Origin of the sequence: Pseudoduganella sp. UC29_106 (assembly GCF_044055365.1) — a bacterium.
Taxonomy (GTDB): Bacteria; Pseudomonadota; Gammaproteobacteria; order Burkholderiales; family Burkholderiaceae_D; genus Rugamonas.
Map to the genome: position 1 here is coordinate 3,990,866 of NZ_CP171977.1, position 14,577 is coordinate 4,005,442.

At 67.1% G+C, this 14,577-nt stretch carries 16 protein-coding genes; 7 read left to right on the top strand and 9 right to left on the bottom strand.

Annotation, left to right across the window (positions count from 1 at the left end):
- The first annotated feature begins 1 nt into the window (after window position 1).
- Genes mdcE through ACHMW6_RS20035 form a run of 4 tightly spaced genes read left to right on the top strand, consistent with a single transcriptional unit; the run spans window position 2 to window position 3,237 of the window.
- Complete coding sequence (gene mdcE, locus ACHMW6_RS20020; protein ID WP_395399252.1) at window positions 2-718, top strand: biotin-independent malonate decarboxylase subunit gamma; 717 nt, start codon at window positions 2-4, stop codon at window positions 716-718.
- Window positions 702-1,391: a malonate decarboxylase holo-[acyl-carrier-protein] synthase gene (gene mdcG, locus ACHMW6_RS20025; protein ID WP_395399254.1), complete on the top strand. Its 690-nt coding sequence runs from the start codon at window positions 702-704 to the stop codon at window positions 1,389-1,391. Before mdcE ends, mdcG begins: the two co-directional genes overlap by 17 nt.
- On the top strand, window positions 1,388-2,338 hold the full coding sequence (mdcB, locus tag ACHMW6_RS20030) for a triphosphoribosyl-dephospho-CoA synthase MdcB (RefSeq protein ID WP_395399256.1): 951 nt from the start codon (window positions 1,388-1,390) through the stop codon (window positions 2,336-2,338). The genes mdcG and mdcB overlap by 4 nt, the downstream gene beginning before the upstream one ends.
- A complete protein-coding gene (locus ACHMW6_RS20035) occupies window positions 2,335-3,237 on the top strand; it encodes an ACP S-malonyltransferase (RefSeq protein WP_395399258.1) in 903 nt (300 codons plus the stop codon). The genes mdcB and ACHMW6_RS20035 overlap by 4 nt, the downstream gene beginning before the upstream one ends.
- Here the strand turns inward: ACHMW6_RS20035 and trxC are convergent.
- Window positions 3,234-3,674, bottom strand: coding sequence for a thioredoxin TrxC (trxC, locus tag ACHMW6_RS20040; protein ID WP_395408666.1), 441 nt, complete (start codon window positions 3,672-3,674; stop codon window positions 3,234-3,236). The genes ACHMW6_RS20035 and trxC overlap by 4 nt on opposite strands.
- On the bottom strand, window positions 3,675-3,911 hold the full coding sequence (locus ACHMW6_RS20045; protein WP_395399260.1) for a hypothetical protein: 237 nt from the start codon (window positions 3,909-3,911) through the stop codon (window positions 3,675-3,677). It abuts the gene before it with no gap.
- Window positions 3,912-3,997: 86 nt separating this feature from the next.
- Between ACHMW6_RS20045 and ACHMW6_RS20050 the strand changes: the two genes are divergently transcribed.
- Window positions 3,998-4,873: an alpha/beta fold hydrolase gene (locus tag ACHMW6_RS20050; RefSeq protein ID WP_395399262.1), complete on the top strand. Its 876-nt coding sequence runs from the start codon at window positions 3,998-4,000 to the stop codon at window positions 4,871-4,873.
- On the opposite strand, the gene ACHMW6_RS20055 is transcribed toward ACHMW6_RS20050, so the two are convergent.
- From ACHMW6_RS20055 to ACHMW6_RS20080, 6 genes are all read right to left on the bottom strand, one after another.
- The gene (locus ACHMW6_RS20055) at window positions 4,870-5,079 is read right to left on the bottom strand and encodes a hypothetical protein (RefSeq protein ID WP_395399264.1); all 210 of its coding nucleotides are present in this window, start codon (window positions 5,077-5,079) and stop codon (window positions 4,870-4,872) included. The two genes, ACHMW6_RS20050 and ACHMW6_RS20055, sit on opposite strands and share 4 nt — an antisense overlap.
- A 103-nt stretch (window positions 5,080-5,182) precedes the next feature.
- Window positions 5,183-5,980 carry a substrate-binding domain-containing protein gene (locus ACHMW6_RS20060; RefSeq protein ID WP_395399266.1) on the bottom strand — a complete coding sequence of 266 codons (798 nt, stop codon included), beginning with the start codon at window positions 5,978-5,980 and terminating at the stop codon, window positions 5,183-5,185.
- Entirely contained in the window at window positions 5,977-6,630 is a 654-nt protein-coding gene (locus tag ACHMW6_RS20065) for an energy-coupling factor ABC transporter ATP-binding protein (protein ID WP_395399268.1), read from the bottom strand. Before ACHMW6_RS20065 ends, ACHMW6_RS20060 begins: the two co-directional genes overlap by 4 nt.
- Window positions 6,627-7,334 (bottom strand): ABC transporter permease, encoded by a 708-nt coding sequence (locus tag ACHMW6_RS20070; protein ID WP_395399270.1) that lies wholly within the window; start codon window positions 7,332-7,334, stop codon window positions 6,627-6,629. Before ACHMW6_RS20070 ends, ACHMW6_RS20065 begins: the two co-directional genes overlap by 4 nt.
- On the bottom strand, window positions 7,334-10,114 hold the full coding sequence (fdhF, locus tag ACHMW6_RS20075; RefSeq protein ID WP_395399272.1) for a formate dehydrogenase subunit alpha: 2,781 nt from the start codon (window positions 10,112-10,114) through the stop codon (window positions 7,334-7,336). Before fdhF ends, ACHMW6_RS20070 begins: the two co-directional genes overlap by 1 nt.
- Window positions 10,111-12,300, bottom strand: a complete 2,190-nt coding sequence (locus ACHMW6_RS20080; RefSeq protein WP_395399274.1) for an NADH-ubiquinone oxidoreductase-F iron-sulfur binding region domain-containing protein — start codon at window positions 12,298-12,300, stop codon at window positions 10,111-10,113. The genes fdhF and ACHMW6_RS20080 overlap by 4 nt, the downstream gene beginning before the upstream one ends.
- A gap of 112 nt (window positions 12,301-12,412) precedes the next feature.
- On the opposite strand from ACHMW6_RS20080, the gene ACHMW6_RS20085 reads away from it, so the two are divergent.
- Both ACHMW6_RS20085 and ACHMW6_RS20090 read left to right on the top strand, forming a co-directional pair.
- Window positions 12,413-13,501, top strand: coding sequence for a substrate-binding domain-containing protein (locus tag ACHMW6_RS20085; RefSeq protein WP_395399276.1), 1,089 nt, complete (start codon window positions 12,413-12,415; stop codon window positions 13,499-13,501).
- A 10-nt stretch (window positions 13,502-13,511) separates the two neighbouring features.
- The gene (locus ACHMW6_RS20090; RefSeq protein ID WP_395399278.1) at window positions 13,512-13,901 is read left to right on the top strand and encodes a hypothetical protein; all 390 of its coding nucleotides are present in this window, start codon (window positions 13,512-13,514) and stop codon (window positions 13,899-13,901) included.
- On the opposite strand, the gene ACHMW6_RS20095 is transcribed toward ACHMW6_RS20090, so the two are convergent.
- Window positions 13,898-14,569: an SOS response-associated peptidase gene (locus ACHMW6_RS20095; RefSeq protein WP_395399280.1), complete on the bottom strand. Its 672-nt coding sequence runs from the start codon at window positions 14,567-14,569 to the stop codon at window positions 13,898-13,900. The genes ACHMW6_RS20090 and ACHMW6_RS20095 overlap by 4 nt on opposite strands.
- Window positions 14,570-14,577: the final 8 nt, after the last annotated feature.

Genomic DNA, 14,577 nt, shown 5'->3' on the forward strand with positions numbered 1-14,577 from the left:
GATGGACTGGAAAACACTGGCAAACGCGCTCTTCCCGCAGGGGCACGATATTGTCGAACATGAGCACTTCCTGAGCGGCACCGCGCGCGTGAACGGCGACACTGTGACCGTGATCGGCACCACCGAACACGCGCCGATCGGCGTGGAAATCGCACTGGCGCAGGCCAAGGCCATCCTCGCCACTGTGCGCTCGCATCCAGGCCGCGCGATCGTGATGCTGGTCGATACCCAGGGCCAGCGCCTGCGCCATCGCGACGAGATGTTGGGCATCAACAGCTATATGGCCCACCTGGGCAGGTGCGTGGATCTCGCGCGCCGCCGCGGGCATCGCGTGATCGGTCTGGTGTACGACCAGGCCTTGTCCGGCGGCTTTATCACCAGCGGACTGATGGCCGATGCCTGCTACGCACTGCCTGACGCCACCATCCGCGTGATGGGCTTGCCCGCCATGGCGCGCATCACCAAGGTGCCGGAAGAAACGCTGGTCGAACTGGCGAAGAGCAATCCCGTCTTCGCGCCGGGGCCGGAGAATTACCTGCGCATGGGCGGCTTGCAGGCGATCTGGGACAGCGATCTCGCTGCCTCCCTGGCGTCCGCTCTGGCCGGCGCTCCCCGCGCCGACGAGCGCAGCGCCCTCGGCCTGGCCCGCGGCGGCCGCAAGATGGCCCAGCCGGTCATCGACGCCATCATGAGCGGCAACCATGTTCGCGCGGCATGACCTGATCTGGCTCTCCGCCGCCGGCTGGTCCGCCCAGCTGGCGGCCCTGTCGCCCGTCGCGTCCTCCTCCCCCGCGTCCCCCGCCGGTGCTGCGCCCGACGCGCTGCTGCGCTGGCGCGACAATGACTGGCCGCTGATCGTCCGCCGCCGCGAGCCGGATGCGGCCGCCGACATCGTCTGCGCCGGCCTCGCCGCCCCGCCCGAACCGGCTACCGGCGCCAAGCTGCGCATTCCGTTGCGCGTCAACGCCAGCCACATCGCCCGCCACGAGCGCCCGCTGGCCCTGCTCGCCGCCCTGCATGCCGCGCCGTCCGCCTGGCAGTCCGCGTTCGCCACGCTGGCCGACCGCGCGGCCGGCTATGACATGCGCGTCTACGGCTCGTTCGCCCTGCAGGCCCTCACCGGCCTGCCCTACCTGCGCCCCAGCTCGGACATCGACATTGCCTTCTACCCGCGCAATGCTGCGCAACTGGACGCAGGCGTCACCCTGCTGGCCGCCTCCGCCGCCCATCTGCCGCTGGACGGCGAAATCATCTTCCCCAGCGGCCAGGCCGTGTCCTGGAAAGAATGGCACGCCGCCAGCGACAGCGCCGCGCGCGTGCTGGTCAAGGCCGCCAGCGCCGTGCACCTGCGCACGCCGGAAGCGCTGCGCGCCGAACTGGAGCCCGCATGACCACCGCCAGCATCGCCACTACGACCAGCGTCCGCACGACGCAGGCCGCGGCAGCAGGCGCGACTCGCCCCCACGCCGCGCTGACGGCCTCTGAAGCCACCGCGCGCCGCCGCACCGTGCGCGCCTTGTCCCGCGAAGTCGCCCTGCGCGCCGTGCGCGCCCTGTATATCGAACTCGCGCTCTACCCGAAGCCCGGCCTGGTCTCCTTCATCGACACCGGCAGCCACACGGACATGAACGCGCAAACCTTCCTGCGCAGCCTGTTTTCGCTGCGTCACTACTTTGCGCGCATCTGCGAAGCCGGCCATGAAGGCGCGCCGTTCGCGGAACTGAAGAAACTGGGCATGGAAGCCGAAAAGCGCATGCTCGCCGCCACCCGCGGCATCAACACCCACCGCGGCGCGATCTTCTGCGTCGGCCTGCTGTGCGCGGCCATGGGACGGCTGCGCGCCCAGAACATGACGCTCACGCCGGCCGCCCTGCGCACCGCCCTGCTGCTGCACTGGAGCGAGGAACTGTCAGCCCACACGCAGGCCAGCGGCGACTCGCACGGCCTGCAAGCGGCGGCGCAGCACTCAGCGTCCGGGGCGCGCGAAGAAGGCGCGCTGGGCTTCCCGTCCGTTTTCGAAGTCGCTCTGCCCGCGCTGCAACGCACGCTGTCCCGCGGCGCGCCCATGCTGCACGCCCGCATCGACGCGCTGTTCACGCTGATGGCCCACATCAGCGACACCAATGTCTACCACCGTGGCGGCGCAGAAGGAGCGCGCACAGTCCGCGACTGCGCCGAACGCTTCATCGGGCGCGGCGGAACCGAACATCCGCAATGGCGCGAGGCGGCGCTGGATTGCCATCAGCGCTTCGTCGAACGCCGCCTGTCGCCCGGCGGCGCGGCGGACCTGCTGGCTGCCACCTGCTTCGTTCACAGCCTGGTGAGCCTGCCGCCATGAGAAGCCGCCTGCTCATCCTCTGTCCCGGCCAGGGCGGCCAGAGCGCGGCCATGTTCGACCTGGCCCGCGGCGACGCACGCGCCGCCGCGCTGCTCGACGCGCTGGCCCTGCCGGCAGACGGGGACATCTTCAGCAACCGCCGCGCGCAGCCGGCCATTGTCGCCGCCGGGCTGGCAATGTGGACGGCCCTGCGCGACGATTGTCCCACGCCGGCGCTGGTTGCCGGCTACAGCATCGGCGAGCTGACCGCCTACGGCGTCGCCGGTGCGTTCAGCGCTGATACCGCCGTCGCACTGGCCGTCCGGCGCGCAGAATTGATGGACGAATGCGTCGGCGAGCCCCAGGCGATGGTCGCCATCACCGGCCCCCTCGCGGCCACCCTGCCGCCGCTGCTGTTGCCGCACGGCTTCCGGGCGGCGATCCAGACGTCCGAAGACAGCATCATCGCCGGCGGCCCGGCTTCCGCCATCCCCGCCCTCACGGCCGCGGCGGGGCCGGTCGCGCGGGTGCAGGTATTGCCAGTGGCCGTGGCGTCGCACACGCCCATGATGGCCGGCGCAGTCGTTCCCTTCGCGGAAACGCTGCTGGATGCCAGATGGGCAGCCATGAACGCGCCGGTGGTCGCCGGCATCGACGCGCAGCCGATGCTGGCGCGCGCCGGCGGCGCGGGAGTGGAGGATGCGATCGAGCATCTCGCCCGCCAGTTGGCCGAGCCGGTCAGATGGATGGATTGCATGGACGCCATCGCCGAACAGGGCATCACGGCCGCCCTGGAGCTCGGCCCCGGCAGCGCGCTGTCGAAGATGCTGTCAGCCCGCCATGCGCACATTGAGTGCCGCTCGGCGGCGGACTTCCGCACGCTGGACGGCATCAGGCGCTGGCTGGAAAGGATGGCTTAGCGGCGGTCGTTCTGCTGCACCCACGCCACGATATTGGTGGCGTCCATTGCGCCCGGCTGGCGCGCGATCTCGCGGCCATTGCGGAACAGGGCCAAGGTGGGGATGCTGCGAATGGCGAACTGGCCAGCCAATTGCTGCTCGGCCTCCGTATTCACCTTCACCACGCGGTAAGACGGCTCCAGCCGCACGGCTGCCTGCTCGTAGAAAGGCGCCATCGTACGGCAAGGTCCGCACCACGGAGCCCAGAAATCCACCAGTACCGGAATATCGCTGCGCTCCACATGCTTGAGGAAACGCGACGTGGAAAGATCGACCGGATGGCCGGTGAACAGCTCCTTGCTGCACTTGCCGCAAGTCGGACTTTCGCGCAAGCGTGCCGACGGCACGCGGTTGACCGCGTCGCAATGCGGACAGACGATGTGCAGGTTTTCCATGATTTATCCGCTTTCGTTCTTCAGGATGCCGCGTATATTGGTCACGGCCAGGCAGCAGTTTAATACGATCAGCGCCCAGGCGTCATCCTGCCAGCCCCACACTACCCACAGCACGTTACTGCCCAGGAAGACCCGGAAGCCCAGCATGCGCCGCTGCGCCGAACGCGAACCGACCAGCCACGCGGCCAGCAGGGACGCCGCCATCGCCGGCCATTGCAGCAAGTCGATCAGATCGCTCATGAAACGAGGATAGCGCAGCACGTGAATCGGCGGCGCATGGCTCGGCAGGCATATAATCGCTGAGTGCACCGGATACCGGAGGGAACATGCTGTTCGTGAATACCGAGCGTTTGCGCGTGGCCTATCGTGAGCATGGCAACCCCGATGGCGAGCCGCTGATCCTGCTGCACGGCTGGCCGGACGATGTCCACACCTGGAATCCCATCCTCCCCAGGCTGGAACGCTGGCGCGTGATCATGCCCAGCCTGCGCGGCTATGGCGAAACCCGCTTCCTGCAGCCGGACACGCCCCGCAGCGGCCAGCTGAGCGCCCTCGCCCAGGATGTGCTGGACCTTGCCGAAGCCATGGGCATCCGCCGCTTCCACGTGGCCGGCCATGACTGGGGTGCGCGGGCCGCCTACAACGCCAGCCTGCTCGAACCGGAGCGGGTAAAAAGCTGCGTGGCCATCTCGGTTGGCTGGGGCACCAACGACCCGGGGCAGGCTATCAGCCTGGTCCAGGCACGCAATTACTGGTATCACTGGTATATGGCCACGGAGCGCGGCGCCGAAGCCTTGCGCAAGGAACGCCGGGAATTCGCCCATCTGCTGTGGCGCACCTGGTCGCCCTCATGGCATTTCACGGAGGGCGAGTTCCATGACACCATGCACGCCTTCGATAATCCCGACTGGGCTGCGGTGACCATCCATTCCTACCGCCACCGCTGGGGCCTGGCGCCATCCGATCCTTATTACTCGGAGCAGGAGGAACGCCTGCGCCACGAATCCGTCATCAAGGTGCCGACCCTGGTGCTGCACGGCACGGAAGACGGCGCCAATTCGCCGCAAACCTCGGAACACAAGGAGCACTTGTTCAGCGCCACCTACCAGCGCATCCTGCTGAGCGGCGTCGGTCATTTCCCGCAGCGCGAAGCTCCCGACGCCGTCGCATCAGCCATTGTGGAGTGGCTGGACCAGTATTAAGCCGCCATGCCGGTGTGCTGCTCCACCAGCACGGGCACCCGCTGCCTGGCGTTGTGCATTATCCCGAGCTGGTTTTCAATGGCAACGCGCATCAGCCGCATGCTCATATCCAGCAGCGCCTGCGCCAGTTGCATGTTCAGGGTGCTGGCTTGCAGGGCGGACTGCAAGGAAGCGCGGGACATCTCGATCAGGTAGTCTGGATACATTTTATTCTCTCCCTACAGGTGGAAGGTGGACCGGTGAAAGATCCAAGACTACGGTCATGCGATCCTGCCGCGCTTGATATTTATCAATAGTGCGCCATGCGAATCATTTCGCCGACGGGAAGAACAGTTGCTGGCCCGCAGGCTTGAATGCCGCGATTTTCGCCTGCCCTTCCGGCGACGTGATCCAGTCGATCAGCTCGCGCGCGCCCTTGTAATTGATGCCGGGATGCTTCGCCGGGTTGGTCGCGATAATGCCGTATGGGTTGAACATTTTCGGATCGCCCTCCACCATCACTTCCAGCGCCGTCTTGACGCGATAGGCGCCATAGGTAGCGCGGTCGGTCAGCGTGTATGCCTGCATTTCGCCCGCCATCGTCAGCACCTCGCCCATGCCAACGCCGGCAGACACGTACAGCGCCTGCGGCGGCTGCGTTCCGACCTGCTTCCAGTAAGCCCTCTCCATGATGTCCGTGCCCGAATTGTCGCCGCGCGAAATGAACTTCGCCGGGCCTTCGGCCAGCTTGCGGAAGGCAGTCAGCACGTCCTTGCCGCCCTTGATGCGGTCCGGGTCATTGGAAGGGCCGACGATGATGAAGTCGTTGTACATCACGTCACGGCGGTCGATGCCCCAGCCTTCGGCCACGAACTTGTCCTCGGCCTGGCGCGCATGCACCAGGGTCACGTCCACGTCGCCGTTTTTCGAGAGCTCCAGCGCCTTGCCGGTGCCGACGGAAATCACGTGCACCTTGCTGCCCGTCTTTTGCTCGAACGCCGGCAAAAGGTAGGCCAGCATTCCCGAGTTCTCCGTGCTGGTGGTCGTGGAAAGACGGATCACCTGCTGGGCGTGGGCGGAGCCGCAAAAGACCAGCGCGGCGGCAAGGATGGACAGTATCTTCTTCATCTTATCTCCAGTCTGCCCTCGCGCAGCTTGAGCCGCCGCACCTCGGGCAAGTTGATCAAATCACGGTCATGGCAGGCCATCACCACGCTGCTGCCGGCGTGGATCAGCGTCGGAATCAGCGCGATCACCTGCTCGCGTGCTTCACCATCGAGATTGGCGGTCGGCTCGTCAAGCAGCAGCAGGCGCGGTTGCAGGACACGTGCGCGGGCCAGCGCCACGCGCTGCTTTTCTCCGCCGGACAGTGTAACCGGGTTGCTGGCCGCCAGATGGCGCACACCCGCCCATGCCATCGCTTCGTGCACCGCCTGCGCGATGGCGCCGCGCGCATCGCCGCGCGCCTTCAGGCCATATGCGATATTGTCCGCCACGCTGGTGCTGAACATGATCGGATGCTGGTGCACGTAGACGATGGCCTTGCGCAGCGCGGCCGGGTATGGCGACAGGCTTACGGGCTGGCCGTCGAACTGCACATCCTCCGCCTCCGCCGTGGCCAGGCCGGCCAGCACGCGCAGCAGGGTGCTCTTGCCGGCGCCGTTCACGCCCGTCAGCACATAGGCGCTGGCCCGGTCCAGCGCGAAGCCGTCCAGGTCAAACAGCGTATGGCTGTCGTAGCGCTTGACGAGGCGGCCGATCGAAAGCAGCGCACTCATGGCCGCCCTTTCGCCGCGTGGGCATCGCCCTGCAGCAGCATCAGCGCGCCATTCATCGCCAGCGCAATCGTGATCAGCACGATGCCCAGCGCAATGCCCTGCGCGAACTCGCCCTTGCTGGTCTCCAGCGCGATGGCCGTGGTGATGGTGCGGGTCTCGCCGGCGATGTTCCCGCCCACCATCATGGCGCAGCCGACTTCTGAAATCACGCGTCCGAAGCCGCTGATCACGGCCGCCATCACACCGAAACGCACTTCATACAGCAGCGTCGTCATCACCCGCCAGCGCGAGGCGCCGTGGGCGATGGCCGTTTCGGCGTAGCGCGGATCGGCGGCCTGCACGGCGGACAGCGTGAACGCCAGCAGCACCGGCATCGCGATCACGACCTGTCCGGCCACAATGCCGGACTGGGAAAACAGCCATTGCAATCCGCCCATCGGACCGTGGCGCGATAGAAGCATGTAGAGCAGCAGCCCAATCAGCACCGTCGGCAGCGACAGCGCCGCCTGCACCAGCCAGATCACGAGGCGCCGCCCGGTAAACTGCTTCATGGCGATGGCGTAGCCGCCGATGATGGCAAACGGCGTTGCGATCAGCAGGCCAAGCACGCTGGTGCTGACGGAGACCCAGATGATGCGCCACAGCACAGGGTCTCCGGTAAAAAGCATGATGAAGGCGGCTTGCACCGCATTCAGCAGCGCCATCAGTGCGCGCCCTCCAGCAGTTGTCCGCCGCCGAAGCTACCCTGCTCCGCCAGCGTGCCGCCGCGCGTCACGCGCACCGCGCAGTACTTGAATTCCGGGATCTTGCCAAAGGGATCGAGCACCGGGTTGGTCAGCTTGTTGATGGCCGCTTCGTAATAGCAGAACGGCACGAACACGGCGCCACGCGGCGAGCTCTCGTCGGCGCGCGCATACAGGCTCACACTGCCGCGGCGCGAGGCGATGGTGATCACGTCACCGGCCTGTGCGCCCATCTGCGCCAGGTCGAAGGGATGGACCAGGGCCACAGGATCGGGTTCGATGGAGTCCAGCACGGCGGCGCGGCGCGTCATGCTGCCCGTGTGCCAGTGCTCCAGCTGGCGGCCGGTGATCAGTACCAGCGGATAGTCGTGGTCGGGGCGTTCATCGGCGGGGATGATGTCCGCCGGGACGAAACGCGCGCGGCCCGATTCGCGCGGGAAGCTGTCCGTGAACACGACGGGCGTGCCCGGGTCGCCTTCTTCCGTGCAGGGATAGGTGACGGCGTGCTCGCGCTCCAGGCGCTGCCAGGTGATGCCGGCAATGCTGGGCATGACCTTGCGCATTTCATCGAACACTTCGGCCGGGCCTGCATAATTCCACTCCAACCCCACGCGGCGCGCGACCTCCTGGACGATCCACAGGTCCTGCCGTGCATCGCCCGGCGGCGGCACGGCCTGGCGGCCGATCTGCACCAGCCGGTCGGTGTTGGTGAAACTGCCCGTCTTTTCGGGGAAGGCGCTGGCGGGCAGGATCACGTCCGCCAGGTAAGCGGTTTCGGTGAGGAAGATGTCCTGCACCACGAGGTGGTCCAGCGCGGCCAGCGCGGCGCGCGCATGGTCGGCATCGGGGTCGGACATCGCCGGATTCTCGCCCATGATGTACATGCCGCGCACCGAGCCGGCCTTGATGGCGTTCATCACTTCGACCACCGTCAGGCCGGGCTGGTCGTCCAGCGTTCCCGGCGCCACGCCCCACGCCCGCGAGAAACGTTCCTGCACGGCGGGATCGGTCACACGCTGGTAATCCGGGAACATCATTGGAATCAGGCCCGCGTCGGACGCGCCCTGCACATTGTTCTGCCCCCGCAGCGGGTGCAGGCCGGTGCCGGGACGGCCGATCTGGCCCGTCATCAGCGCCAGCGCGATCAGGCAACGCGCATTGTCGGTGCCGTGCACGTGCTGGGAAATGCCCATGCCCCAGAGGATCATGGCCGCTTTGGACGTCGCGTAAAGCCGCGCCACGTAACGGATGGTCTCCGCATCGATGCCGCAAATAGGGGCCATCGCTTCCGGGCTGTAGCCTTCCACGTTCCTCGCCAGCTCTTCGTAGCCGATGGTGCGGCTGGCGATGAAATCCTTGTCCACCAGGCCCTCCGTCACGATCACGTGCATCATGGCGTTCAGCAGGGCCACGTCGGTGTCCGGCGTGAACTGCAGGTAGCGATGGGCCGTCCGCGCCAGGTCGGAACGGCGCGGATCGCAGACGACCAGCTTCATGCCTTCGCGCGCCGCGTTCTTGATCCAGGTCGCTGCCACCGGATGGTTCACCGTTGGATTGGCGCCGATCAGGATCACCACTTCAGCCTTCATCACGTCCCGCACCGGGTTGGAGACGGCGCCGGATCCTATGCCCTCCAGCAGCGCTGCCACCGAGGATGCGTGGCACAGGCGCGTGCAGTGATCGACGTTATTGCTGCCGAAGCCCGTGCGCACCAGTTTCTGGAACAGGTAGGCTTCCTCGTTGCTGCCTTTGGCGGAGCCGAAGCCGGCGAGCGCCTTGCCCCCATGCGTGTCGCGGATCTTCGCCAGGCCGCCGCCGGCCAGCGCCAGCGCCTCTTCCCAGCTCGCTTCACGGAAGACTTCCAGCACGCGGTCGGGGTCCATGGTGAAGTCGCCGGACTTGGGCGGCGCATCCTCACGGCGGATCAGGGGTTTGGTCAGGCGGTGCGGGTGATGGGCGTAGTCGAAACCGTAGCGGCCTTTCACGCACAGCCGACTGCTGTTGGCGGGACCGTCGCGGCCTTCGACGTACTGGATGCGGTCGTTGCGGATGTTGTAGGTCAGCTGGCAGCCGACGCCGCAGTACGGGCACACGGAATCGACCTTGCGCTCCGGCGCGGCCAGCGCGGCATCGCGGGCCGGCATCAGCGCACCGGTCGGGCAGGCTTGCACGCATTCGCCGCAGGCTACGCAGGTGGAGCCGCCCATGGCGTCGTCCATATCGAACACGATTTTCGCCTGGTCGCCGCGGTAGGCCAAGCCGATCACGTCGTTCATCTGCTCGTCGCGGCAGGCGCGCACGCAGCGGGTGCACTGGATGCAGGCGTCCAGGTTGACGGTGATGGCGGCGTGCGAGGCATCCTGTCGCGGCTGGGCGCGCGGGGCGAAGCGCGGCTTGCCTAAGTTCAGGCGCGCGGCCCATTCGTCCACTTCATTGTGGCGGGTGTGGCCAGCTTCTGGCATGTCCGACTGCAGCAGTTCCAGCACCATTTTCTGTGCCGCCAGCGCACGCGGACTGTCGCTGCGCACCTTCATGCCTTGCGCAGGCGCGCGGCAGCAGGATGGGGCGAGCACGCGCTCGCCATCGATTTCGACCATGCACGCACGGCAGTTGCCGGCCGTATCCATGCCTTCCTTGTAGCACAGGTGCGGGATGGCGATGCCTTCCCGCTGCGCGGCCTGGATCAGGGTCTCGCCCTCGCCTGCTGCTACCTCCCGGCCATTCAGTTCGAAGGCGATCATAGGCCGGCCTCGTGGGGGAAGTATTTGATGACGCAGTCGACGGGGTTCGGCGCCGCCTGCCCCAGGCCGCAGATCGAGGCGTCGCGCATCACCTGGCTCAGTTCCGCCAGCAGATCGGTATCCCATTGCTCATGCTCGATCAGCTCCACCGCCTTGGCCGTGCCCGCGCGGCATGGGGTGCACTGGCCGCAGGATTCGTTGCGGAAGAATTTCATCATATTGCGCGCGGCCGCGGCGGCGGTGTCGCGTTCATCGAGGATGATCACGGCGGCGGAGCCAATGAAGCAGCCGTAGGGCTGCAACGTGTCGAAGTCGAGCGGGATGTTGTTCATGCTGGCAGGGAGGATGCCGCCGGAGGCGCCGCCTGGCAGGTAGGCGTAGAGCTTGTGGGCCGGGTCCTGCATGCCGCCGCAGTATTCGTCGATCAGTTCCTGCACCGTGATGCCGGCGGGCGCCAGCTTGACGCCGGGCTGCTTTACGCGGCCTGACACCGAGAAGCTGCGCAGGCCTTTGCGGCCGTTGCGGCCCTGGCTTGCGAACCAGTCCGCGCCGCGCTCGATGATTTCACGTACCCAGTAAAGAGTTTCGAAGTTGTGCTCCAGCGTCGGCCGTCCGAACAGGCCGACTTGCGCCACGTACGGCGGACGCAGGCGCGGCATGCCGCGCTTGCCTTCGATCGACTCGATCATGGCCGATTCTTCGCCGCAGATGTAAGCGCCGGCGCCTCTTCTTAAATGGATTGCCGGCAGTGGCGCGAACGGCGGGTTCGCGCGCAGCTTGTCCAGCTCATCCTGCAGCATGGCGCGCGCGGCGTGGTATTCGTCGCGCAGGTAGATGTAGATTTCGTCGATGCCGACGGCCCAGGCGGCGATCAGCATGCCTTCAATGAAGCGGTGCGGGTCGCGTTCCAGGTAGTGACGGTCCTTGAACGTGCCCGGTTCGCCTTCGTCAATATTCACGGCCATCAGCCTTGGCCCCTCTTCGGCGCGCACGATGCGCCACTTGCGGCCCGCCGGGAAGCCCGCACCACCCAGGCCGCGCAGGCCGGAGTGTTCGAGTTCGCCAATGATCCCCTCCGGTGCGCGCATACCCGTAACGCACTCGCGCAGCAGCGCATAGCCACCGTTCGCCAGATAGCTTTCCAGCCCGATGTGCGCGACCTCCGCGTCCGACGCGTCTACCGCGCCCTCGCCGCCAGCGCGGTCCACATCCTTCGGCGCCCCCGCAAGCGTGCCACCCGCTTCCAGCGCCGCACCGTCATGTCCGCTGGCCGCCGGCCCAGTCGTCACAGCAGGCGCCCCGCTGCCGCCGACGATGTACTCTTCGCGGGGCTCAGCCGCCTGCAGCACGGAGGCCGCGGCGTTGTCCCCGCCGGCGGGCCGCGCTTCGGACGCCACGCCAGTCGGGCCGGCGGTATCGACGCGCGGACCGACAACTGCGTCCGCGCGCGAGGCGGCGGTCGCGTTGGCGGATGGCGCGGCGCCTGGGTTGGCCGGCGATGTGCCGGCTGCGTGGCCGGATGGCGCGGCGGCGGCTTCGCGCGTGGCGGCGGCTTCGCAGGTCGCGGCGGCGGGGCGGGCAACGGGCGGGCTCTGGGAAGCCGCTTGGGCGGTAGCATCGCGGGCGGCGTCGGCGAGAGACGCGCAGGTGGCGTGGGGAATCGCGCGCTGGCCGACGAGGGCGGCGGGCGCCTGCTCGCAGCGGCCGATGCAGGGCGCGGGAATCACGCGCACCGAAGGGCCGAGCAGCGCGGGCAGGCGCTCGAGCAGCGAAGCGGCGCCGGCGAGCTCGCACGAGAGGCCGTCGCACACGCGCACGGTCAGTGACGGCCGATCAAGCGAGGCGGAGGCTGAGGCGGTGGTGGCGGCAGGCGAAGCGGCAGAAGCGTCCTCGCGGACGATATCGAAGTGATGGTAGAAGGAAGCGACTTCGAAGACCTCGGCCTGCGACAGCCGCATTTCCTGCGCCAGCGCCGCCAGGTGCGTCGTGGACAGGCAACCGTAAGCGTCCTGGATCAGATGCAGATGCTCGATCAGCAGATCGCGCCGCCGCGGCGAAGAGCCGAGCAGCACCTGCACCTGCGCCAGGGCCAGGGGATCGACGCGCCGCCCCTTGGGCGCCTGCCGTTTTCGTTCGCGGCTTGGACCGCCGCCCTGCACTGCAATCGGAATTACCGGATGATTCACTGAAACGTCCCCATTCTGATTATGCTCTGCACAGCATATTGCTGACTCCGCTCCTGTTGACTGAGCGTATCATGCGCGACCTCGGGCAGGAATATGCTATTTTGAACATATTATGTTTAAAGTGAGAATCCAGCCGCACTGGGAAATTGCCTTCAATGCAGAAGCGCCGCTGGACACGGCCGCCCTGCTGGGATTGCTGAAGGAAATCCAGGAAACCGGCTCCATCGCCCAAGCCGCCAAATCGGTCGGCCTGTCCTACCGCTATGCGTGGGGACTGCTGCGCGATGCCGAACACCAGTTCAGCGAACCTTTGCTGGCCACGGGACGGGGCCGGGGCACCCATCTCACGGCCCTGGCCGAGAAACTGGTGTGGGCGGACAAGCGCATCAGCGCCCGCCTCTCTCCCACGCTGGACTCACTGGCTTCCGAACTGGAAGCCGAACTGGGCAAGATCGCCACCGACAAGCTGCGCACCGTGCGCATGGACGCCAGCCACGGCTTCGCAGTCGCCGAACTGCTCAACCACCTGCAGGAAATCCGCCTGCCCGTCGAACTGCGCTACCGTAATAGCACGGACGCGGTAGCCGCCCTCTCGCGCAAGGAGTGCGACCTGGCCGGCTTCCACGTGCCCACCGGCCGCCACGAGCAGGCCACGGTGGCTTGGTACCTGCGCTGGCTGGACCCGCACAAGCATTGCCTGATCCACCTGGCCGAACGCCAGCAGGGCCTCTTCGTCGCGGCGGGCAATCCGCTCGGCATCGGCCGGCTTGAGGACCTGGCGCGGCGCCAGGTGCGCTTCGTGAACCGCCAGGCTGGCTCCGGCACACGCATGCTGCTGGAAATGATGCTTGCCGAAGCGGGCATCTCCCCGCATGACATCAACGGCTACGCCAGCGCCGAATTCACGCATTCGGCTGTTGCCGCCTACATCGCCAGCGGCATGGCGGACGTGGGCATCGGCGTGCGCACCGCCGCCCAGCGCTTCGGCCTGGACTTCATCCCCCTGGTCAGCGAGCGCTATTTCTTCGCCTTGCCCCTGACTGCCGCCGACGATCCAATGCTGCAGCAGCTGATCGCCGTCCTGCAATCGCCCGGCTACCATCAGGTGGTGGACGCGCTGCCCGGCTATGACGCCAGGGCCACCGGCGCCATCCTCACGCTGGCGCAGGCGTTTGGCGGACACGCAGAATCTGCAAGGTGAGGAGGCGGCCATGCGATCCCTCCAGCTCGCAGTCACCGTCATCCTGGCACTGCACGCGCTGGCCCTCGTGCCGCAGTGGCAGCGCCACTACTTCCATCCGCGCCTGCTGCGGCGGACCATGCTCGGAATGATGCTGGGGATTGCGCAAGGCTTCGTCATCATCATCGCCATCCAGGAAATGCCGCGCGACCTGCGCTCCGTGTCGGACTGGCTGGGCGCGGGCGTGCTGCTGCACCTCTATCTGGCAATCCAGAATCTGCTGGCGTCCTACGCCTTTGTGCGCCTGCACCGTCCCAGCGCCGTGCTGGCGCAGCGCATGTATGGCGGCGTGAAGCCGCTGGCGGTGCTGAGTTCCGTATTTTCGGCGGTGGCGGGCATCGCCGCCTTCGGCCTGCTTTAATCGGCCAGTGGAACGATGAGGTGGGCGCCGTCGTTGCCGGCGCGGTTCAGCTCCGGGCTGACGCGGTGCCACTCGAAGTGTTCAGGACCGAGGGCCATGGTGCGGGCCAGCATCTCGGCCTGCTCGGTGCTCAGGTCCGGATCGAGCCAGGTGGCGGCGTCCGCCGCGTTCAGCACCAGGGGACGGCGGTCGTGGATATCGACCATGCCGCCGGACGCGTCGGCCGTGATCAGCACGAAGCCCGATTCCGCCTTGTGTTCCTTGAAGGGGCCGAAGTTGGCCAGCGCCAGCATGAACAGCGGTTCGCCGTCCTTGCGGTGGATGTGCCAGGGCTGGCGCGCGCCTTTTTCACCGGTCCATTCGTACCAGCCATGGGCGGGCACCACGGCGCGGCCGGTCCTGAGCAGCTTGCCCCAGTAGTTATTGGTGATCTTTTCCAGGCGGGCGTTGACGGCGATCGGGATCTTGCCGGCGGCCCAGGCGGCGCGGTAGCCCCAGTGCAGGTCGTCCACCTGGGGCTCGCCGCCCGTCATGTGCATCACGGGGCGGTAGGTGCCCGGCGCCGCGTTGTAGGTTGGCTCGGCCGCGCTACGGTAAGCCGCATCGGCCCAGCCAAAGGCTGCGATGTAGCGTCTTGCAATATCGTTCTGGTCGAATCGTCCGCACATGCGGACAT